The organism is Hyphomicrobium sp. GJ21 (assembly GCF_001006785.1).
Taxonomy (GTDB): Bacteria; Pseudomonadota; Alphaproteobacteria; order Rhizobiales; family Hyphomicrobiaceae; genus Hyphomicrobium_B.
In genome coordinates this window covers 282,459-304,687 of the sequence record NZ_CDHO01000002.1, presented here as the reverse complement: position 1 = coordinate 304,687, position 22,229 = coordinate 282,459, and the positions used below count along the sequence as shown (strand labels likewise).

Genomic DNA, 22,229 nt, shown 5'->3' with positions numbered 1-22,229 from the left:
GCTTGCTCTCAAATCCAGATCGTCAGGGAGTTCGCATTTCGCCGATGCTGAAACATGTGTTTGCGGCTGTCGTTGCGCTCGCGCTGGCGGCTCCTTCCGCTGAAGCAAAGCCGGGAACGCCGAACTGGACTTCGACGACGACACCGGCTGCGGGACAGGCGGCGGCACAGGCGCAGCCTGCGGCTCCCGCGCCGAACCAAGCCGCGCCGGCGGCGCCCGCTCCGGCGCCGCAACCCGCGAAGACGCAGCCCGCTCCCGTCGCGCAAACCGCGCCTGCAACGCAGCCTGCAGCCGCCGGACAGCCAGCGGCGGCGCCTCAGCCCGCTGCGCCCCAGCCAGCCGCTCCTGCAGCCGATGCTGCGCCTCCCGCCAGCCCTGATGCCGTGCCCGGCGAGCCCGCAGCCGCCGAAGCTCCGCCGCCTCCTCCGCCGCCGCCAAAGCCGGCGCCCGTCCTCTCGCCCGAGGTCAACGATGCGATCACTGTCATGGTCGACTCGATGGACACCGCCGAGAAACGTCTCTCAGGCATCAGCGCAGCCAACGACACGCTGTCGGAATTGCGCGACCAGATCGATAGCGTCATCGCGCAAGCAACCAAAACCGCCGACTCGATCCGGCCGAGACAGGATGAAATCGACCGCCAGCTGAGCAAGCTCGGGCCGCCACCGGCCAAGGATGCGCCGCCTGAGTCTGCAACGGTCGCCGCCGAGCGCGTACGCCTCGCGGTGCAATCGGCAGAGCTCGACGAAGCGACGAAGACGCTGCGTGTCACGTGGTGGCGCGCACGGCAGGCGATCGACAAGATCACCAATCTGCGGCTGTCGTTCTTTGTCAAAAATCTCACCGAGCGCATCACCAGCCCGCTGTTTCCGCAGTTCTGGACCGATCTCGCGCGCGTCGCGCCGAACGTCGAATGGCGTCTCAAATATAACGTCAACGATTGGACGTCGTCGGTCGACAAGCAAAAGACCAACGTCGCGATGCTGATCGCGGCGGTCATCGGTCTCTATATTTTTCTCAAGGGCCTCGCGCTCGCGATCACGCGCTACAGACCCAACGAGAACGCGACCCCTCCGACGTTTTTCGAACGCGCCGCGTCCGCATCCTGGATAGCGCCAGTCCGCGCCATTCCGGGTGTCGCGGCGACGTTCCTGCTCTTCGGCGGCCTCAATTATTTCGGATTGCTGTATGAGCCGACGGCCGCGCCCGTAGGCGGGGCGCTGCTCAATAGCGCGCTGATTTTCGTCGGCGTTTCGGCATTGATTTCGGCGGTATTCGCACCAGGCCAGCCGGAGCGCCGGCTTGTTCTGCTGTCGAGCCGCAGCGCGCGACGCATCTCGCGACTGATCCGCTTCCTGGCGCTGATCTATTGCATCGACCTATTCCTGTCGTCGTTCGCGCAGGTCTTCTACTTCCCGCTGGCGCTGAGCGTCGTGCAATCGCTGTTCACCAGTCTCGCATTCGCGTTCGTGCTGATTGGGCTTCTGCTGACACCGTTCGAAGCGAGCGAAGCGGGCGGACTCAAGCCGGTCGGTCGCCACCGGCCACTATGGCTTAAGCTTCCGCTCTGGCTCGCGGCCTTCGCGATCATCGGATGCTGCCTCGTCGGCTACGTGGCTCTCGGACGCTTCCTGGCGCAGCAACTCGTCATGACCGGTGTCGTCGGGATGATCTCGACGCTGCTGTACCTCGCAATCCGCGCCTTCACGCGCGGCAACACCACGTCGCGCGGTCACATCAGCGTGCTGCTCGAAGAGCGCATGGGTTTCGATGATACACGCCGCAAACAGCTTGCCTGGCTGACGGAAAGCCTGCTGACGCTCGGCGTCATTCTGGCGACCATTCCGGTGCTGATGCTGCAGTGGGGCTTTTCGGGCGCCGAGATCCGCGACTGGTCGGCGCGCCTGCTGTTCGGCTTCGAGATCGGCCAGTTCCGGATTTCGCTCGTTCGCATTCTCATCGGAATCGCGATCTTCGTTGCGTTCGTCTTCGTTACGCGTCTCGTGCAGCGGCGTCTGCGCGATAATGTACTCGTCGCGCCTCGGATGGACCCGGGCATTGCGAACTCGATCGACACGGCCGTCGGCTATGCCGGGACAGGGCTCGGCGCCATCGCCGCCGTGTCCTATGCGGGCTTCGACATCACAAATCTCGCGATCGTCGCGGGCGCGTTGTCGGTCGGCATCGGCTTCGGCCTGCAATCGATCGTCAACAACTTCGTATCCGGCCTGATCCTGCTCATCGAGCGCCCGATCAAGGTCGGCGACTTGGTCGTCGTCGGCGGTGAGCAAGGCCTCGTCAAGCGCATCTCCGTGCGTTCGACCGAAATCGAAACGTCCGACCGCGCCAGTCTCATCGTGCCGAATTCCGAACTCGTCACCGGCCGCGTTCTGAACTGGACGCACCGCAATGCATTGGGCCGCGTCGTGATGAAATTCAGCTCCGGACCCGATACCGATCCGCGCCTTGTGCTCGCGGTCCTATCGGAATGCGCCAATCGGCATCCGAACGTCATGCGGGAACCTGCGCCCGTCGCCGTCTTCGAAGGCTATTCGCCGACGACCACGGATTTCTCGCTGCGCGTCCTGCTGCCGGACATCACGCACTCTCTCAGGGTCCAGTCGGATCTGAGGGTCGCCATTTACGAGGCCTTACGGCGCGCGCACATCGGCGGATCGGAGGGCTTTGCGGCGCATCCGGCCGTATCGGAGGCCTCATAACTGCGACTTTGCTGCACTTTGAGAGTACCCCATTGACGCAGCCTTGCCCCTGCGGCTACCCCAAATCATGGATCATATCGCGCAACGCTCGCTGCCGACGAGCCTGCCCAACATTCTGACCTACGGCCGCATCGCGGCGGTGCCGGTTCTCGCAGGCGTGCTGTTCTTCGGAATGACCGACACGGCGCGATGGGTGGCGTTCGCGATCTTCGTTGCCGCCTGCGTCACGGACTGGCTCGACGGCTACCTCGCGCGCATGTGGGAGCAACAGTCCACGCTCGGGCGCATGCTCGATCCGATTGCCGACAAGCTGCTCGTCGGCGCGACCCTGCTGATGCTCGTCTATACCGATACGATCGGCGGCTGGTCGATCTGGGCGGCGATCATCATTCTGTCGCGCGAAATCCTTGTCTCGGGGCTGCGCGAGTTTCTGGCGGAACTCAACGTGAAAATCCACGTGACGCAGCTCGCGAAATGGAAAACGGCCGTTCAATTCATTGCGCTCGCGATGCTGCTTGCGGGACCGGCTGCGGAAGGTCTCCTGCCTGGGACGACGACCGCAGGCGTCACCCTTCTCTGGGTCGCCGCGCTGCTTACATTGGTGACCGGCTACGATTACCTCAAAGCCGGCATTCGCCACGCGATAGGCGGGTAAGTCGTCATGACCGCTGTGCACGATCAAACCGTTGTTTTGCGCTATTTCGCCTGGCTCAGGGAAAAGACGGGCCTCAACGAGGAGCGTCTCGCGTTGCCGCCTGAGATCGTTACCGTTGGCGATCTTCTGAATTGGCAGCCGACACGCGGACATCCATTCGATCTTGCCTTCGCGAAGCCCGAGGCCATCCGCGTCGCGCTCGATCATGCCCACGCGAAGCCCGGAGCGGCGATCGCCGGAGCACGCGAGATCGCCTTCTTTCCACCTGTGACGGGAGGCTGACGTTCGTGGCTGTTCGCGTCAGCACATCGGACTTCGATATTTCAGCGGAGATGGCGCGACTGACGAACGCCGATACCGGCATTGGCGGCGTGGCGCTGTTCGTCGGCAAGGTTCGCGATCATAAGGATGGCGACGCGCTCACCGAACTCGTTCTCGAGCATTATCCCGGCATGACCGAGGCCGAACTCGAGCGCATCGAGGCCGAGGCTCAACGCCGCTTCGACCTTTCCGCGTCCCTCGTCGTGCACCGCGTCGGGTCGTTGAAACCCGGCGACAACATCGTGCTCGTGATCGCGTGCGCGTCACACCGGCAGAACGCCTTCGCCGCCGCCGAATTCCTGATGGACTATCTGAAAACGCGCGCGCCCTTCTGGAAAAAGGAAGTCCTGGCAAGCGGTGAAAGCCATTGGGTCGACGCCCGCGAAAGCGACGACGAAGCGGCCGCGGCGTGGCAAACGGCGAAGCGCTAACGCCACGAATTCGCTCGACTCAAAGCCTCTCCTCACGCTTAACGAGGGCTTAACCGTGCCATCCGATAACCTTAACGTCGTACCGCGCCGACCGCCAAAACGCCACGTTCCGTAGGCACACATTCGATGTGTGGCGCTTTGGGGAATGGCAGCGCCACGGGGGACCAAGAATGCGAAGACCGGCACACCGAGCGAAGCGCTGCGCGATGGCAGCGGCCTTGCTCTGTGCCGTCACGGGCGCGGGAACCGTTGCAGGCTCTGCCGCCGACGCGCCGAAAACGGGCAAGTCCCAGATCGCGATCGCCAATCCCTCTTCCGACGCCGATTCTCGTTCGAAGGTTCTTCGTACGCGATTTGTCGTCGGGCTCGAGCGCAAGGTCGACTATCGCGTTTTCGCGATCGCCAATCCCAACCGCGTTGTCATCGAACTTCCCGACGTCACCATGCAACTCCCCGCGATCGACGAGAACAAGCCCGTCGGCTTGGTGAGAGCCGTGCGTGCCGGACTGGCGGCTCCGGGAACGACGCGCATCGTCATCGGCGTAACGCAGCCGGTCGTCGTCGAAAGCTCGGCGATCGAGCAGGACGACAAGGGTCTGTCGCGCCTTGCCATCGTCATACGTCCAGCCGGTTCTCCGATGAGCGGCCCAGGCATGAAAGGTTTCGCTGAGCCGTCCGCCCTAGGCGCTGCGGGTTTGCAGTTGCAGCCGCCGCTTCCACGTCCGGCTGTGAAGCCGACCGAACGCGCCGCGAAAGCATTCAAGCCGATCATCGTGCTCGATCCCGGCCACGGCGGATACGACTCGGGCGCGGTGAAGTTCGGTACGGTCGAGAAGAACGTCGTGCTGGCGTTCAGCCTCGTGCTGCGCGACCTGCTCGAAAAAACGGGGCGCTATAAAGTTCTGATGACGCGCAACGACGACACGTTCATTCCGCTCGACGACCGAACGAAGTATGCGGAGCGCAACAGAGCGAACATCTTCATCGCCATTCATGCCGACTATTCCGACCAGGGCTCTCGCGCACGCGGCGCCACGATCTACACGCTGCGCGATGGGGTCGCGAAAAATCTCGAACGCTCAGCCAAAGGCAACGCCGCCGAAAACGTTCTCTCGGCGGAGGAAATCGATACGGTCAAGAAAGTCAGCGACGACGTCAGCGCGGTCAGGGGCATCCTGGCGGATCTCGCGGAGCGCGACGTGGAAATGACACACGAACGCACGGGCATGTTCGCTAAGACGGTGATCGAGAACATGGGCGAGAGCACGCCGATGCGAAACGAGCCTGACCAGCAGGCCGCTTTCCGCGTGCTCAAGACGGCGCAATTCCCCTCTGTCCTGATCGAACTCGCCTACGTCACCAACAAACAGGATGCGAGCAACCTGCAGTCGGATGGTTGGCGCGGAAAGGTCGCGCAGTCGATCGTCTCGGCGATCGACAATTATTTTTCGCACGAGATCGCGCGGCTGCCATTTTAGTTGGCGCTTCCGACTCGCGTTCCGCGAGCCGACCGGAAGCTTTGGTTTTGGTTGGCGCTTCCGACTCCGCTTCGCGGAGCCGGCCGGAAGCGCGAAGACCCGGAGACCCAGCGCCAACAAAAAAGGCTGGCGCGGCGGCCAGCCTTTTCTGGTTCGATGTGGCCGGGGTTCGTCGCACACTACCCGGCATAGCCCAGTTACCTCCTACTTGGAGGATGTTTCAGGTGTTGTCGCCAGAGCAGAAACAACCAGCGCGGTTTTCTCGACAGTTCACGCGGAGCATTTTTCGCATGTGGTCTCAGAAAGTCGGCTGGCCGGCGATAGCGCTTCTGCATGAGGCACTCCATCTTCCAGATGTCCGCGGCCCCGCCGCAAGGGCGAGGTGGTCTTCGTGGTCGGGCGAAACGCACGCATACGCTCAGCACACGGGCTCGCTGAGCGGCGCGCTAACGTCGGATAGTCGACATCGAAGTAGCGGGAAGGGGTGGACAAGGTCGTGAAGGCGACGAACCTGAGCCTGAGCGACGCTCCCTCGGGCAGCCCTGTCCATTGCTGCCGCGCGCCGTTCATAGCCATCTGCCGGCCCTTGAGGATCCGGTTCAGAGAAGAAAAGGGCATTGACCCCCGTATCTCGCTCTGACGCTCGCACGTGTTGTAAGGCTAAGCCTCACAACGCTTCACAGTTCTCAGGGTACGCGATTCGTATGACGATCCGTGAGATCAGCAACATACACATCCGGGACAATCAGCCGAATGCGCGGGCCGTCCGCGTTCACCTCAGCCGGAGACGTGCCCGCCTCGTCGCCGTCAACCTCGAGCGCTACTGTGGTCTGGCGTCCGATCAGTGCACGCCGCACCGGCAGCACATGCACGCCTGACGGACACGACGCCGGATCGCCGAGGCGACCCAACGCGAGTGAAATGGCGCTTCCCGCAATCGCAGTGCGCGAGCGCGCCTCGATGACGACCGCGATCAAGCGATCGCGTCCGACGCTCGTTTCGCGCGTCAGTACGAAGGACCCGCCATAGCGGCTCGCGAACGTCAGGATCACCCAGCTTGCCTCGAACCGCCGCCCGTCCAGCTCGACGTCGAAATGCTCGATGCCTTCCGCAAGCGTCTTGATCACCGGATAGCCGTAAGCTGCACGGCCCAGCACGCGCTTGGTGCGATAGTTCAACCGCGCGACGATGCGGGCGTCGAATCCGGCGCCGACCATCAGGAAGAAGGGCGCGCCATTGACCGTGCCACCACCGACGTCAATCTCCGCTCCTTCAAGCAGGACGTGCGCAACATCTGCGGCGCGACGCGGAAGCCGGATCTCGTGCGCCAGGACATTGCCCGTGCCGAGCGGCACGAATCCGATCGGCAGTTCCGTGTTGGCCGCACCCGTCGCAACGGCGCGGAACGTGCCGTCGCCGCCAGCAGCAATGACGGCATCGCAATTGCCTTGCCGCGCGACGTCCGCCACCCTCTCGCTGGCTTCGGCTGCGCTGCGCGCCGGAAGCTGGAAGATATTTGCTCCCGCTCCCCGCATTACGCCGAGCACACCGTCGAGCAGGCGCGGGATCGCCACGCCAGCTTTGGAATTGAAGACGAGGGCAAACCGTCGGCGCATGAAAAAGCAATGAATATGATGATGGCGGCACCGGTTGGCGCCGCCATGCTTCGAAAGCAGATTTGTCGGTAAGGGGCAGACCTGGCCGCGTCAAGAAACAAACGGCCAAGCCTACGAGCGGGTTACGCCGCCGGCGCTTCAGCCCGCCGGGCCGTCGAGGTCACCGCCTTCTGAACCTTCTCGAAGGCGCGCACCTCGATCTGGCGGATGCGCTCACGGCTGACGCCGAACTCAGCCGACAGTTCTTCAAGCGTCGCCGGCTCTTCCGCCAGACGCCGCTGTTCGAAAACGCGGCGTTCACGGTCGTTCAGCACCGATAAGGCCGACGAGAGGTACGACTTGCGCCGCTGCAGCTCCTCGTCCTCGACGAGCCGGTCTTCCTGCGTCGGCGTATCGTCGACGAGCCAGTCCTGCCATTCGCCGGACTCCGATTCGGCGCGGATCGGCGCATTGAGCGAAGCATCGCCGCCGAGGCGACGATTCATGCTCACCACATCCTCTTCCGGAACGCCGAGCTTCGTCGCGATCGCCTTGACGTGCTCCGGTCGCAGATCACCGTCGTCCAGCGCCTGCAACTGGCTCTTGGCGCGCCGCAGATTGAAGAACAGCTTCTTCTGCGCCGCCGTGGTGCCCATCTTCACAAGGCTCCACGAGCGCAAAATGTACTCTTGAATGGATGCCCGTATCCACCACATCGCATATGTGGCGAGGCGGAAGCCCTTTTCCGGGTCAAACCGTTTCACCGCCTGCATCAAGCCGACGTTGCCTTCGGAGATCACTTCTCCGATCGGCAAGCCATAGCCGCGATAGCCCATCGCGATGCGCGCGACGAGGCGAAGATGCGACGTGACCAGTTTTTCGGCCGCGTCGGAATCCTCATGCTGCTGCCACCGCTTGGCCAGCATGTATTCTTCGTCGGGCGCGAGCATCGGAAACTTGCGGATCTCCTCGAGATACCGCGAGAGGCCGAGCGACCCGCCAGCCAGTGTCGGAAGACCTTTTGTTGCAGCCATAAGCCCTCTACGGACCTTCACCCGCTCGAAGCGGTACAGTCCGTCGCTCCCTTCATGTCGTGGGAGTCTATCTTCGCGCCCCCAACGCCGCACGTTACATAGTCGTTAAATCTCGCAATTCATCGGGGGTTCCTGTCACGACGTTTTGAGCGTCGCGCGAGCGGATTAACCGCTGATTGCGATACCCACTACAAACGTTTCTTCCTGGGCTTTTCCGTCGCTGCGAACGCAATTGCGAGATCACTGAGATCGGCGGGTAATTCACTGGAAAATTTGAGCTTTTTCCCGCTGGTCGGATGCTCGAACTCCAATGTTTCGGCATGCAGAGCCTGGCGCGACAGCTCTGAAGCCGCCACACGCGCGGCGTCCTTCAAAGATGCGAGCCGCGTCCGGAAACCGCTGCCGTAAACCGCATCCCCCAAAACGGGATGTCCGATATGCGCGAGATGCACGCGGATCTGATGCGTACGTCCGGTTTCGAGCACCAGCCGTACGAGCGAGACGTCGCCCGTCGAGCGCTCCCCGGGAAAGACTTGGAGAACTTCATAATGAGTCGTCGCGGAACGTCCGGCTTCGCCGCGCACCACGGCGATTTTTGTTCGGTTGGCCTGGCTGCGGCCGAGACGTGCGCTGATCGTTCCTTTCGGAAGCGGCAGCCGCCCCCAGACGAACGCGAGATAGCTCCGGTACAGCCGACCGTCGCGGCCGTGGCTCTTGAACTGGTCCGCAAGCCCCTGATGCGCGGCATCCGTCTTCGCCACGACGAGCAATCCGGATGTGTCTTTATCGAGCCGGTGCACGATGCCGGGCCGCTTGACGCCACCAATCCCGGAGAGGCTGTCACCGCAATGTGCGATCAGCGCATTGACCAGCGTTCCTGAGGCATGTCCGGCCGCCGGGTGCACGACAAGCCCTGCGGGTTTGTCGATGACGACGAGATCCGCATCTTCATAAATGATTGAAAGCGGCAGCGTCTCTCCGGCGACATCCGGTTCGCTCGCAGGCGGCAGTTCGACCCTATAGGTGGCGCCCGGTTTGACCGGCGTGCGCGCCTCTCGTATCGTTCCGCCGTCGCTGACGTAGCCGTCGTGAATCAGCGCTTGGATGCGGGCTCGGCTCAGGTCTTCGATCTTTTGCGCCAGCCAGCGATCGAGGCGCTGACCGGCGTCCTCTGCGGCGGCAGTCAGCTCGATCGCGTCATGGGATTTCGTAGTATCTGGCACGATCAGAAACGGTGAAAAGAAAGAAGCACGATCAGAATGACCAACGGTGAGCCGACCTCGTCGGAAGTGATGCGCGAACAACGGCTGCAGCGCAACCTCAAGATCGTCGTCCTTGGGCTGGGCGCCTTGATCCTCATGGGGCTCGGCGCCGTCATCGTGAGAGTGATCGGGCTGGCGACCTCGGCACCGGCGGGGCAAGGAATTCCGAGCATCAGCGCCGCCTGGCGGACCACCGGCGAGGTGACGCTCGAAGTTCCGAAGGGCTCCAAGGTTGTATCGATCTCGCTTTCCGGCAATCGGCTGGCCGTCCATCATGACGGTCCTGAGGGGACCGACATCACCATCATCGACCTCAATACGGGCCGCCGGGTCATCGATGTAAAGCCGGTTGAGGCGCTGCCGAAAAACTAGCGCCGCGCGACCGCGGGCATTGACGATTCCGGCTTGGCCGCCACCGGCATTGATACCGGCACTGATGCTGTCCGGTACGGATTTCAGCTTGCGCGTCTTCGACGCTGTTTTCGGGGTTGATCGAACGGCGCCGACCGACTACACGTCGGGACTTGCGCCGGCCCCGTTCGTCTAGTGGCCCAGGACACCCGCCTCTCACGTGGGCAACAGGGGTTCGAGTCCCCTACGGGGCGCCACAATTCAGCCACTATCGCTAATTCCGCCACTTAAGGACGTACTAGTTTAGGCCTCGCCTTTTGGCGGAGCGCGCTTCAGCGCTTGAACGCCGCCGTGAAGTTCGGTCAGATCCTCGACGGACCCCGCTTCACTCGCGTTCTGAGAAATAGCGATGAGATATGGCGAACTGTCCGCGGACCTCCTTCTCCAAAGAAATTTCCAATCGACTCCGCATATTCTTCGTTAGTTTTGTCACTCCGGCAAGGGTCGGTTTTTGTCAGTGGGCAATGCCAGGGAATGAGCGTGGTATGATCGTAGATTGCCCGTATTTCACTTTTTTGTGAGCGTTTCCGGGAATGCCAATGAGTTGCCAACGACAGTTATTGGGAGGCCAATTTAATCGGCAGCACTGAGATCACTGAGCGCGAAAGTAAAGCTTTTCGCACCTCGCATCAGGTCGCGCAGCGTGCTCTAGGTAACAAGGGTGGGTCGAGATCGCTTTATCCCAAAAGGCGACCTGAGCAAGTGCAACGTGCCCGGCAGATCGATAGTCGCTTTGCCGAGTTTGCAGACATCGCCCACTCGCTCGAGATTGAGCACACGACGCTATCAGCGAGGACCGTTGCACTCCCTCAAGCGGACACAGCTTGCTGCGAAGCACATCTGGATGCTAGCGCCTCGGCGGCAAGCTCTGCATCATGCCGCGCCATGGACCGCATCATCACGGACTTCGAGAAAAACTAAGGACTTGATGTGAAGACGCCGGCACGATAAGTGCCTAAGCCTAGATGTACCTCGCGTAGTCCGAGCTGACCTTCTCGTCCGTTACGTGCTTCAGCACTTCGCCAACGGCGCGGGCTGCCCGGATCGGAATGGGCAGCTTCTGATTCATTTGCGTTGAGTTCCAGTTGATCTTCGTAAGCGCGAGCACCTCGCTTGCAATTTGAGCGATCGTGCTGTCACTGCCTTTATAGGGGCAGAGCAGCAAGGGCCTCGGATCATACATCCCCGGATAGGTGCCGTAGTAGGGGATGCTGCCGTTCGTGTAGAGCAGCCCCTTGCCGCCAAGATCGACGAACGTTCCACGCATGACGGGATAGTTTCCGTCCCTGAGGATCTTCACCGAATACGACTCCTGAACCCAGACCAGGTCGCGAAGCTCGGCTCCCGCTTCGTCGAGCGCTTCGAGGATGCCCTCTGCCTCTTCGTCGCGAAATTGCGAGGTCTTGAGAACGATCACACGGGCCGGATAATTCTTATGATGATTCCTGTAAGCGGCGAGTGCGTCCGCGATAAGCTGGCGGGCATCGGCCTTTGTCATGTACGGATGCCTGCCGCGGCTCTCTGTAAAGGCGCGTTTGCCCTTGAGGATGAAGCCCCGTCCCCGCTCATCGAACATCTGCGCCGCGCTCGTGAAGAGCTGCTGGCCACCGACCTCCCGGTAGAAGCTGACGCCGATGTAACAGGCGGTGAATTCGCCATCGTGAGGCATCTTGCGCCAGGGAATGCGCCCGGTGCCTTTGTAGTAAAGCGTCGTTAAAAGATTCCAGGTCCGGCCGGCCTGATCCTGAATCTTGCGCGCACGGTTTTCCTTGATCTTGCGCGGGATTTTTGCGCCCTCGTCGAACACATCCTCCCAGACGATCTGAATGGGGAAGCTCAGGGTCATGGCCTTTGCCTTCAGCATCCCCCTGAAATCCGGCGCATCGGACCCGCCGCTGTCTTCCTTCTCGACCGTCCCTTTAGAATCCACCTTGGCGTTCCAGACCCTTTCGATAAGGCTCACGGGCAAGGCGATGATCGCGACGTGCGGGCGGTGACTGCTCTCATCGAGCGTTTCGAGGAGCTGAACGATTTCTTCGACCGCCATTTCGACAGCCTTGCCGTGATGCGGCTCCTTGCGGATTTTGTCGATCTTCGAATGAGAGATCGCCGCGATCGCGCCCTCGGCTATTTCGAACTTGCACCGAAAGGGGTTTTGGTTGCCAAGGCCGGGGAAATCCGGATGCAGATTGGGGTGCTTTTCGCCCTTGCCCTTAAACCCCGTCGCCGCGTCGACGAAGAAAGCCCTCGCATCCTCGATGGTCTTCGCGTCGCCGACGACGGCGATGTTGACGACATCTCCCAAAGGAATTTGCAGAGGACCGGCCTCGAACAGACCAAGTCGCGGATCGGGATGATGGTGCTTATCACCAAACTCCAGATCTGGTTCCTCGAATATCTTCGTCTCGAATTTCATCCGAACAAGCGCTCCTGTCCATCGTCAGAGTCCGGCGCGGATTTCGGCGAACCCCATACGTCTTCCGGCACGCGCGTTGCGAGCGTGACCGCCGGCGGCTCGCCGAAGATGAGGCGTGGCTCCGCCGTGACCGCGGCGAACAAGCTGGTTTTTTCTTTATCGGACTGGCTGAGAAACCGGTGCCACATCACTACCTGTCCGCGCAGAGAAGCGCTGTTGTCGAGTCGCTTCTTCCCGGCGAGGAGAGCGGCCGGATATGAGTGTGGCAGGAACCCGTTCGTCGTGAAAAAGTAGGTTGGGTTGATCACGAGATACCACTGATCGAACAGCCGCTCGAATCGCGGGACGAACGCGTGATGACGGACGAACTCGACGCGGGCCTTATCGGTTTTGTTGCGGGCGACGTTCACAACTTCCGTCGAGGTTTTCTTCTTCAACGCCTCATAGGCGAAGCTGCGCGATGTATTCTCGGCCAGTGCACGGAAATAGTAGAGCTTGCGATCTTTGTTCCACGACAGGTCCGCGCGCACCTGATGGTCGAGTGCTTTGCGGAGCAGGAAGGCAAAGTTGTTCAGCTCGTCGTGATCCTCGTGGTAAGCGATTTCGGCGGTATCGATCGCCTCGACTTGATCAATGTCGACAATGTGCCTGCAGCTCGATTCTCGCGGATCGGCGAACGACCAGAACGTGCCGCCCTTGATCGCCCAGTCGAAGCGGGGAGGCTCGTCGCCGTCCAGCAGGACGGAACCGGCCTTCCGCGCGTCAAGCGGGGTCGACGCCACGAATACTTCCGCCGGAAGCGTGATAGGCAGGATGTTGACGAGCGCCTCTTCGCCGCCGCCGAGCGGTGGGACGTAATAGCCAAATCCCGTCTTCGGGACCGTGAGGTCCGCGAGGCGGTCCACTGCGTTCTGGTCAAGGACGTCGCGGGTCTTGTCGAACTGGAGTTTGCGGCCGTCACCCTCAATGTCGAGACTGACCGATTTCCAGAAAAATGTCTCATCCGACCTGCGGTAAAGAACGATGATGATCGGAAGGTTGGAGCCGCGCCAGTAGGCGAGGTCATCCGCGCGCAGCAGATAGCTGAAGCCATTGTCGTCTTCGGACGCGTAGCGGGAGGATTCCGTCGCCTTGACCTGCACCGCTATCATGCGCGCGAGCGGCTTGCCGTTGTCCATGACCTCGGCGATGCCATCGATCCCAGCCTCCAGCCGGGAGCGGCCGTCGAACTGAAACCCCATGGTGAGGAAGCGCAGCCGAACGGCGGCCTCGCCGATCTCGCCCAGCAGCTGGTTGTTGGTGATGGTCTTGGCCATGCTCACATCATAGAACAAGTCAAGAACATCCATAAGCGATTTCTGCCCGTAATCCGCAGGAACCTTAGGGCGAGCCGGCGGAGCGCTAATGGCGGCAATCAAATCCGCGCGGCGGTGGCTTAAATTGCCCGTTGCGAGGCTTCAGAATGCGGGGGCAAACTTCGCCGCTGTCCAATTCATTTGCTATAGCTCGCCGTACCACCTGCGAACCCCGATTCGCTGCCCAGTCGTGTTCTTCAGCCATTGAGACGACGAATGAATATTGGCGAAATCTATGTGCAGCTCACCGAATTGGTGCAAGCGCCCTTCGACCCGGCTGAGTTCCCGTTCCGTCTCCTCGAATTCTATAACGCGCCCAAGGCAACGCTGACAAAGCTGCGCACCGGCGCCCAGAACAAGGGTGAGCAGGCGGGTGATGTGCTGTGGTCGCGCAAGCTGTTCTTCCGCCCCGCCCCTCAAGGCCAAACCGCCGCGACGCTCGACGCGCTCAAGGAGGCTAAAGCTACCAAGACCCACAAGCCGCGCTTCCTGCTGGCCACGGACGGAACCGAGGTCGCGGCATACGACGTAAAGGCCGACGACCCACTCCACATCGATTACGCCAAGCTCAACGACCGCTTCGACTTCTTCCTGCCGCTCGCCGGCATCGAGAAATACGAGGCCGTTGCCGAAAGCCCGGCTGACATTAAGGCTGCCGGGCGCCTGGCCAAGCTTCACGACGAGATCGAGCGCTGCAATCCCGATTGGCTCGCCCCGGACAAACGCCACGCTCTCAACCAGTTTCTTACGCGCGTGCTGTTCTGCATGTTCGCCCAAAGCACGGGAAGTTTTTCAGCCAATCTCTTTGTCAAAACAGTCAGCGAGTTCGGCGGCATCGATGGGGAGAACCTGCAGAGTCTTCTGAAGAAAGTCTTCGACGTCATGAATGTGCCGGAGGATTGTCGTCAGGGTCTGCCTGTGCACATTTGCGCCTTTCCCTACGTCAATGGTGGGCTGTTCGCCGACAGCGCCGAGGTTCCGGCCTTTAACAGGCGCGCCAAGCGCATGCTGGTCGAAGCCGCCCAACTCGATTGGAAAGAGATCAACCCCGACATTTTCGGGTCCATGATCCAGGCCGTGGTTGATACCGACATGCGCGGCGACCTGGGCATGCACTACACCTCCGTGCCGAACATCATGAAAGTGCTGCAGCCGCTGTTTCTGATGTCGCTCGAAGAAGAGTTCGAGCGGGCGCGCGGCCACCGCGAAGAGCGCTCGCTGCTCCGAAAGCTGCTCACGCGCATCTCCAAGCTTCGCGTGTTCGATCCGGCCTGCGGCTCCGGCAACTTCCTCATCATCGCCTATCGGGAACTTAGGAAACTGGAAATGCGCGTCTTCCAGCGGCTCGACGAGATTTCCGGCGGCACGACGACGTGGCGCGAACAGAGCGGCGTCAGGCTTTCGAATTTCTACGGCATCGAACTCGCTGATTTCGCGGCCGAGACCGCCAAGCTCTCACTCTGGATCGCCGAATACCAGATGAACCAGAAATTCAAGACGCTGTTCGGCGAGGCGCCCCAGAGTTTTCCGCTCAAAGAGGGCGGACATATCGTTTGCGGCAATGCGTTGAGGCGCGACTGGTTGGATGTCTGCCCGCCGCCGACAAAGACGGTACAGAAGGAGAAGGTGTTCGACCTCTCACGCATCGAGAAAGCGCACGCGATGGAAACTGTGCCCGATGACGAGGTGGAAACGTACATCGTCGGCAATCCTCAGTTCGAGGGCGCGCGGGAGCAATCCAAAGCTCAAAAATCAGATATGCGCTTTTGTATGGATCGATACGACGGCGTTAACAGCCTGGATTACGTGTGTTGTTGGTTAGAAAAAGCAGCGCAATACGCCACTAAGAATCGCTCCGCAATTGGCTACGTTGCAACAAGTTCCATTTGCCAAGGCCAATCCGTACCGCTGTTCTGGAAGGCATTCCTCTCCCACAACATCGAAATTCACTTCGCGTACAGACCATTTCTTTGGCGGAACAACGCGAAGCAGAATGCGGCTGTTACCTGCGTGATTGTGGGGCTTCGGGAGCCATTAAAAGCTCCAAAGTATATTTTTGATGACGCAAGTCGCAAGCAGGTTTCCAACATTTCTCCGTACCTGACAGACAACGAAGATGTGTTTATCGAAAAGCGGATGACGCCTATTGATGGGCGTGCCGAACTGGTGTCGGGCAACCAATCTATCGACGGCGGCTATCTTATCCTTACTGGCGCTGAGCGGACCAAATTGATTTCGTCGTCCCCAGAGGCAGAACGCTTCTTGCGCCCACTCTATGGCGCAAACGATTTTGTTCAGGGCACTCCGCGATCCTGCATCTGGGTTCGCGATACAGAGGAACAAGATGCATGTAAGATTCCCGCGCTCGCGGAGCGTTTCCAAAACGTCAAAGAGTATAGAGAGAATGGAGGAGAAGTCGCTCGGAGCTTGACGCAAATCCCGTATCGCTTTCGCTATGTTCATGAGGCCCGCGAAAGCATGCTTCTTGTTCCAAGGCATACGACAGAACGTAGAGACTACATACCGATAGGCTTATTGGATTCAACGGCCATCGTTACTGACGGAATACAGGTCATATATGACGCTGAGGTTTATTGGTTTAGCGTCTTGTCTTCGCGCATGCATATGTGCTGGATCAAAGCAGTCGCTGGGCGAATAAAAACTGATCCGCGCTATTCCAACACGCTTGTTTACAATAACTTCCCTCTTCCGACATTCAGCGCAGAGGGTAAGACGTGCCTAGAAGATCATGCGTGGAGCATCATTTCGGCTCGCGATGCCCATCCCGGCAAAACTCTCGATTGGCTTTACGATCCAAAGACAATGCCCGGCAACCTTGTCGATGCGCATAAGGCTCTTGATGAGGCGTTGGAGAAGATTTACATCGGCCGGCCCTTTAAGAATGACACTGAAAGGCTTGAGCACTTATTCAAGCTCTACAGAGAAATGACGGCTGGCAGACACAGGGAGGCTGTCGATGCCTGATTTCGTACACGTCAGCTACGGCCAGACCGGCGCGAGCCAGAAGCAGGATGCGACGGGCATGCGCGCCATGCAGGCGCGGGCCTATGCGGAGCGCGGCTCTCAGTATCTTTTGGTCAAGGCGCCGCCGGCGTCCGGCAAATCGCGCGCGCTGATGTTTATCGGGCTGGACAAGCTCCAGAACCAGGGCATTCGCAAAGTCATCGTGGCGGTGCCTGAAAGGTCGATCGGCGCATCATTCAAATCGACGAAGCTGACCGATCACGGCTTCTTCCGCGATTGGGAGGTGGAGGAGCAGTGGAACCTCTGCACGGCTGGCGTCGACGCGGGGAAAGTCGGCAAGTTTGAAGCGTTCATGGCGGCCCCGGCCCAGGTTCTCGTCTGCACCCATGCCACGCTCCGCTTCGCTTACGACAAGATCGGCGCAGAGCAGTTTGCGGGTTGCCTGATCGCAGTTGACGAGTTCCATCACGCCTCAGCGGATGCGGACAGCCGACTTGGCGAGGTTGTCCGCGGGTTGATGGCGGACGGCCGGGCCCACATCGTAGCCATGACCGGCAGCTATTTCCGGGGCGATAGCATCCCCGTTCTCAGGCCGGAGGACGAGGAGAAATTCACGCGCATCAGTTACACCTACTATGAGCAGCTCAACGGCTACACGTACCTGAGGACGCTTGGCATCGGCTATCACTTCTATCGGGGTCGCTACCTCGATGCCATCACCGAAGTTCTCGACCCTGACAAGAAGACCATCATCCACATTCCAAGTGTCAATGCCGCCGAGAGCACGAAGGAAAAATACGTCGAGGTCGATCGCATCCTCGACCATCTGGGTGAGGTCACCCATACCGATCCTCAGACCGGCCTCCATCACGTGCGCCACAAGAGCGGGAAGATCCTCAAGGTTGCCGATCTTGTCGAAGACGACGAGAAAACCCGCAACCGCGTCATGGAAACGCTGCGCAACATCAAGCATCGCGACGATGTCGACATCATCATCGCCCTCGGCATGGCCAAGGAAGGCTTTGACTGGACTTTCTGCGAGCACGCCCTCACTGTCGGCTATCGCGGCTCGCTCACCGAAATCATCCAGATCATTGGCCGCGCCACCCGCGACAGCCCCGGCAAGCCCCATGCCCAGTTCACGAACCTCATCGCCGAGCCGGATGCCGACGCCGACAACGTGGCCGATGCTGTCAACAATATGCTGAAGGCGATCGCCGCCTCGCTTCTCATGGAGCAGGTGCTGGCGCCTAACTTCAAATTTAAGACGCGGCCGTCGGATGACACCATCGAGGGCACGACCAAGATCGTCGATATCGACTACACCAACAGCGAGACGACGGTCGCGATCAAAGGCTTCGCCGAACCCAGCACGACGCGCGTGCGCCAGATCCTCGAAAGCGACCTGGTCGATCTCACGGCCTCTGTCATGCAGGATGACCGGGTGCTCCGCGCCGCCATGAACCCCGACGAGATTCCACCCGAAGTCGTCACCCAGGTTTACGTGCCCAAGGTCATCGAAACGAAATATCCCGACCTCTCGCCGCAAGAGGTTGAGGAAGTCCGCCAGCACGTAGTCGCCAATGCGGCCTTTAAATCAAGCTGCGGCGGCGGCTTGCCGGAGCTCAACGATAACCTCATCAAGATGGCAGACAAGTTCATCAACGTGAAAGACCTCGACATCGACCTGATTGACAGCATCAATCCCTTCCAGCTCGCCTACGAGATCATGTCGAAATCCGTTGACGCCGAAGTCTTGAAGCGCATCCATGGAGCCATCACGGCGCGGCGCATTCAAATGACCGAGGAAGAGGCGGTCGCTCTTTGGCCGCGCATCAAGAGCTTCAATGAGACTCACAACCGCGAGCCGAGTCTAGCCGCAGCAAGCCCGATGGAGCGTCGCCTCGCCGAAGCGCTCGAATGGATCAGAGCGAAGAAGCGCGAGCGGATGCGCGCCGAGCAGGGCTGACCGCCATGTCCAAGCCAACGCTCGACGACATTCTGTCCAACAGCGATCCGCTGCTGAACGTCAAAGCTGCGGTCAAGACCGCGTCCACCGAGCAACAGCGCATCCTCGATACGTTTTCCGAAATCAACCAGTTCATGGACTGGCATGGCCGCAGGCCGGGAGACGCAGACAAGCCCAGCGTAGCGGAGCGCGCGCTCAGGATGAAGCTCAACGGCTTGCTGGCGGATGGGGCCGCGCGTGAGCTGCTCCTGCCCCATGACCGGCACAGCCTGTTTCCGGTAGAAAAGGTCAAGGCCCCTCAGACTCTAGATGAAATTTTCGAGGACGAGCTTCTTGCTACGCCCCAGGACGACATCTTCGATCTCGTCCACGTCAAGCCGGGCGTCGCCAAACCCGACGAGATCGCCGCGCGACAACCTTGTGCCGATTTCGAGACGTTCAAACCGCTCTTCGAGCAGTGCGCTGCGGAGATGGCCGAGGGTAAGCGTAAAGCTATTCCCTTTGCCAATGAGCAAGAGATCAGGGCCGGAGAGTTCTTCATCCTCAACGGCGTGCTGGTCTACGTGGCAGAGGTCGGAGAGACGCATCTCCGCAGCGGCAAAAAGAATGCCCGCTTGCGCGTCATCTTCGACAACGGGACGGAAGGCAACAATCTGCTCCGTTCGCTGGCGAGGGAGCTTTACAAGGATCCGAATGGCCGCCGCGTGACGACAACCGACATGGGGCCGCTCTTCGAATCCGAGCCTCAGCCCGGCGATACCGCGACGGGGATGATCTACGTCGTGAAAAGCCTCTCCAGCGATCCCAAGATTCGCAAACTCGACGGACTGCTGCACAAGATCGGCTTCACATCGGGGAAGATGGAGGTTCGCATCCAGAATGCGAAGGATGATCCGACTTTCCTGATGGCCGCTGTGCACCCGGTTGCTACCTACACTTTATACAATATCGACCGCGTCAAGCTCGAGCACCTGCTGCACGACTTCTTCGCCGGGGCGCGCCTCAACATCGAGATTCCCGACCGTTTCGGCAAAAAGATCAAGCCGCGGGAATGGTTCCTGCTGTCGCCGGACATCATCTCTGAAGCGATTTCCCGCCTAAAGGACGGCTCGATCACCAAATGCCGGTTTGATAACACGCATGGCAGAATAGTCGATATTTAGTGCGCGGAAAAAACATTGGACATCGCTGCCACTATGCGATGTCATTAGCAGGGGGTATCATCGACACTCCATGGAATGGACTATGTCAGCTTGTGGGACGTCTCGGCCATGTGCGGCGCACTCTGCCCTAACTCGTCCTCGGCAGCTTCCTCTGCCTTACAGTCTTTGTCTTCTAATGGTTGATACTAGGCAGTTGCTCTCTTCATCGGGCGCCCAAGGCGAACGCCACGTATACGAGCGGCGGCCATTCCGGCTTTCGTCCGCTCGCTGATAAGGGAACGCTCGAATTCCGCCAGCGCCCCCAACATATGAAACTGCAGGCGGCCACTAGAGGTGCTGGTGTCGATTGTGTCTGATAAGGATTTGAAAGCGATCCCACGTTTCTCGAGATCCCCGACCAGCATGATCAAATGCGACAGACTTCTTCCAAGCCGATCGAGGCGCCAAGTCACCAACGTGTCTCCCGCTTGAACACAAGCAAGGGCATCATCGAGGGCGGGGCGGGATCGTAGGACGCCTGAAAAGCCGCTGTCTGTGAAAATGCGGCTGCACCCTGCACGCTCAAGCGCATCAATTTGCAGAGCAACGCTTTGCTCATCGGTAGATACTCGGGCGTACCCGATCAGCATTCTTCCACACCCCAACCGTCGCCGACGTTGACTTCATGCCGGCATCGCCGCGTCAGAAGGCGTGGAAAACGTATCAAAAAGGGGTCCCTTTCGCTCGCCGGTTCGAGAATCGCGTCGACTGCGACGTCTGCCCTGTAACTCCGAGCTTATTCGACACTAACCATCCTGCAATAACGCTGCACAAAAAAGGACCCTTTTTCTTGCGCCGCTGAAGGGCGGCGCCCCTTCTCATCGGGGATCGCATGAACGATCCGGACAAAGGCGCGACAATAACGATTACCCGTGAGGAGTTGCACAGACGTGCCTGGGAAACCCCGCCGCATGAACTGGCGCAAGAGTTTGGAATAACGCGCCGACGCTTGATCGAAATCTTTATTAAGCTCGCTGTGCCCTATCCAAGACGGCTTTATTGGAGACGCAAAACGGCGGGCAAACCGGTTATCGCACTCAACCTGACAAGTCCACCGCAAGATACGCCTCAGTACATCGTCATCGAGCCAACTCTACCCCGGCGTAGTCCTCACGAGGGTTCTGTCCCCTGGCATCCCCTCATCGCGTCCTGGCATAAAGAACGCGCCCGTCTTCGAGCCCTACCGCCTCCCTATGGCACCGCGCTTGATTGGACACCCCTTCAGCTTCGCCAACATAAAATTCTCGATATGATCTTCAAGGCTGTCCAGAAGGACGGTTTGGTACCCCGGGATGCTCGTCGGGAAAAAGGTTTCATATTTCAGTATCAGTCGATCGAAATTCTCTGCAGCCTCACGGAAAAGAAACGTCGAATCCAAGAGCCAAGAGTTCGGACGAGTGAGTTCGTCTTCGTTCTTAAGCCGACAGGAAATCTTGTTTTCAAGATCGAAAGGTGCTTCGCCAATAACGGTCGGCGCGAATGGTTGGAAGAGGGCGGCCGTCGCCTCGAGGCCATGGTGCCTGAGATTATTTCTTCGATCCGGGAAGCTGCTCTGGCTTCGCTTCGCCTATGGCAAATACAGCAGGAGCAGACCCGAAAGAGCGCTGAGGTAAGGGAGCGCAGAGAAGTTGAAGCCAAACGGCGACAGATTGATCGCAATCGGTGGGAGGCCTTCATCGAATACGGACATCGTTTGACGGTGGCCGATCAGCTTGAAAAATTCATCAGACACCTTGAGTGCACCACAAGCGATTTCTCGGTGATCATAGATGGCCGGCCAATTTCAGATTGGCTGCGATGGGCGAGGTCGCATTTGGAAAAGTTTGATCCACGTTTGCTTAGCACCGAAGCAATTTTCGCCGAGATAGCGGAACGCCGCGATAGTCCAAGGCCAGAGAAGAGCGCTGGCCTTTGACGCCACCGGCGACACGGTACAAGCGCTCTAAGTGACTCGCCCCCTCGAATTCGCCTATCCCCGAGTGCTGACTATCGTCGCTCATTCCTTCGCGAGAGGGAGCGGCAGATCCACATCCGCAAAGTCTCCCTCAAGAGCATCGATCCATCGGGGTCGAAGCAATTGACGACATGCCAACTGCTCGATGTCGCCGGGCCCCACAATATCCCTGGCGTCAGCGAGAAAGATACGACGCGAGCGGGCGTTGTTCGCAGTTTTCAGTCTCAAAAATCCGCGAATTGAATTTTTGCGTTCCAAAAGTGGTTTTTGACTTGGATCCCGGGTAATAAATTGGGATATGAATTTTTTTGAACATCGACAATATTTCTATATATATCAAGTAGTTATTGTGTCGGTCGTTTTGCGGCTGAGTTCCCTACGGGGCGCCAATTTAAGCCAAGCCATTGGTTTTATAGAAGCCATTGAGAAACAAGGGCTTTC

General features: G+C 59.7%; 16 protein-coding genes and 1 tRNA gene. 11 read left to right on the top strand and 6 right to left on the bottom strand.

Going from position 1 to position 22,229, the window contains the following annotated elements; all coding sequences use genetic code 11:
* Nucleotides 1–44 precede the first annotated feature (44 nt).
* The 5 genes from HYPGJ_RS04410 (at nt 45) to HYPGJ_RS04390 (ending at nt 5,605) form a co-directional block, all read left to right on the top strand.
* Nucleotides 45–2,720 carry a DUF3772 domain-containing protein gene (locus HYPGJ_RS04410; protein ID WP_046846705.1) on the top strand — a complete coding sequence of 892 codons (2,676 nt, stop codon included), beginning with the start codon at nt 45–47 and terminating at the stop codon, nt 2,718–2,720.
* 67 nt (nt 2,721–2,787) lie between these two features.
* On the top strand, nt 2,788–3,375 hold the full coding sequence (gene pgsA / locus HYPGJ_RS04405; protein ID WP_046846071.1) for a CDP-diacylglycerol--glycerol-3-phosphate 3-phosphatidyltransferase: 588 nt from the start codon (nt 2,788–2,790) through the stop codon (nt 3,373–3,375).
* Nucleotides 3,376–3,381: 6 nt separating this feature from the next.
* A complete protein-coding gene (gene moaD, locus HYPGJ_RS04400) occupies nt 3,382–3,657 on the top strand; it encodes a molybdopterin converting factor subunit 1 (RefSeq protein WP_013215974.1) in 276 nt (91 codons plus the stop codon).
* A gap of 5 nt (nt 3,658–3,662) precedes the next feature.
* Nucleotides 3,663–4,127, top strand: coding sequence for a molybdenum cofactor biosynthesis protein MoaE (locus HYPGJ_RS04395; protein ID WP_046846070.1), 465 nt, complete (start codon nt 3,663–3,665; stop codon nt 4,125–4,127).
* A gap of 206 nt (nt 4,128–4,333) precedes the next feature.
* Nucleotides 4,334–5,605, top strand: a complete 1,272-nt coding sequence (locus HYPGJ_RS04390; RefSeq protein WP_083984032.1) for an N-acetylmuramoyl-L-alanine amidase — start codon at nt 4,334–4,336, stop codon at nt 5,603–5,605.
* Between the two features lie 686 nt (nt 5,606–6,291).
* On the opposite strand, the gene HYPGJ_RS04385 is transcribed toward HYPGJ_RS04390, so the two are convergent.
* The 3 genes from HYPGJ_RS04385 to HYPGJ_RS04375 all read right to left on the bottom strand — a co-directional run bounded on the left by HYPGJ_RS04385 (nt 6,292) and on the right by HYPGJ_RS04375 (nt 9,457).
* Entirely contained in the window at nt 6,292–7,221 is a 930-nt protein-coding gene (locus HYPGJ_RS04385) for a diacylglycerol kinase family protein (RefSeq protein ID WP_046846068.1), read from the bottom strand.
* A gap of 122 nt (nt 7,222–7,343) precedes the next feature.
* Nucleotides 7,344–8,234 (bottom strand): RNA polymerase sigma factor RpoH, encoded by an 891-nt coding sequence (gene rpoH / locus HYPGJ_RS04380; RefSeq protein WP_046846067.1) that lies wholly within the window; start codon nt 8,232–8,234, stop codon nt 7,344–7,346.
* Between the two features lie 188 nt (nt 8,235–8,422).
* Nucleotides 8,423–9,457, bottom strand: a complete 1,035-nt coding sequence (locus HYPGJ_RS04375; RefSeq protein ID WP_046846066.1) for an RluA family pseudouridine synthase — start codon at nt 9,455–9,457, stop codon at nt 8,423–8,425.
* Nucleotides 9,458–9,493: 36 nt separating this feature from the next.
* Between HYPGJ_RS04375 and HYPGJ_RS04370 the strand changes: the two genes are divergently transcribed.
* Nucleotides 9,494–9,868, top strand: a complete 375-nt coding sequence (locus HYPGJ_RS04370; RefSeq protein ID WP_046846065.1) for a hypothetical protein — start codon at nt 9,494–9,496, stop codon at nt 9,866–9,868.
* Between the two features lie 160 nt (nt 9,869–10,028).
* A tRNA-Glu gene (locus HYPGJ_RS04365) sits at nt 10,029–10,104 on the top strand.
* Between the two features lie 764 nt (nt 10,105–10,868).
* On the opposite strand, the gene HYPGJ_RS04355 is transcribed toward HYPGJ_RS04365, so the two are convergent.
* Complete coding sequence (locus tag HYPGJ_RS04355; protein ID WP_046846063.1) at nt 10,869–12,323, bottom strand: hypothetical protein; 1,455 nt, start codon at nt 12,321–12,323, stop codon at nt 10,869–10,871.
* On the bottom strand, nt 12,320–13,639 hold the full coding sequence (locus tag HYPGJ_RS04350; RefSeq protein ID WP_046846704.1) for a DUF4365 domain-containing protein: 1,320 nt from the start codon (nt 13,637–13,639) through the stop codon (nt 12,320–12,322). The genes HYPGJ_RS04355 and HYPGJ_RS04350 overlap by 4 nt, the downstream gene beginning before the upstream one ends.
* 255 nt (nt 13,640–13,894) lie before the next feature.
* On the opposite strand from HYPGJ_RS04350, the gene HYPGJ_RS04345 reads away from it, so the two are divergent.
* From HYPGJ_RS04345 to HYPGJ_RS04335, 3 genes are read left to right on the top strand one after another with little or no spacing between them, the layout of a single operon-like run.
* Complete coding sequence (locus tag HYPGJ_RS04345) at nt 13,895–16,663, top strand: DNA methyltransferase (protein ID WP_046846062.1); 2,769 nt, start codon at nt 13,895–13,897, stop codon at nt 16,661–16,663.
* Nucleotides 16,656–18,632: a helicase-related protein gene (locus tag HYPGJ_RS04340; RefSeq protein WP_046846061.1), complete on the top strand. Its 1,977-nt coding sequence runs from the start codon at nt 16,656–16,658 to the stop codon at nt 18,630–18,632. The genes HYPGJ_RS04345 and HYPGJ_RS04340 overlap by 8 nt, the downstream gene beginning before the upstream one ends.
* Before the next feature lie 5 nt (nt 18,633–18,637).
* On the top strand, nt 18,638–19,795 hold the full coding sequence (locus HYPGJ_RS04335) for a GIY-YIG nuclease family protein (protein WP_046846703.1): 1,158 nt from the start codon (nt 18,638–18,640) through the stop codon (nt 19,793–19,795).
* Nucleotides 19,796–19,980: 185 nt separating this feature from the next.
* Here HYPGJ_RS04335 and HYPGJ_RS18710 read toward each other — a convergent pair whose 3' ends face one another.
* Nucleotides 19,981–20,424, bottom strand: coding sequence for a recombinase family protein (locus HYPGJ_RS18710; RefSeq protein ID WP_083984031.1), 444 nt, complete (start codon nt 20,422–20,424; stop codon nt 19,981–19,983).
* A gap of 242 nt (nt 20,425–20,666) precedes the next feature.
* On the opposite strand from HYPGJ_RS18710, the gene HYPGJ_RS19060 reads away from it, so the two are divergent.
* Entirely contained in the window at nt 20,667–21,749 is a 1,083-nt protein-coding gene (locus tag HYPGJ_RS19060) for a hypothetical protein (RefSeq protein ID WP_143440493.1), read from the top strand.
* The last annotated feature ends 480 nt before the right edge of the window (nt 21,750–22,229 follow it).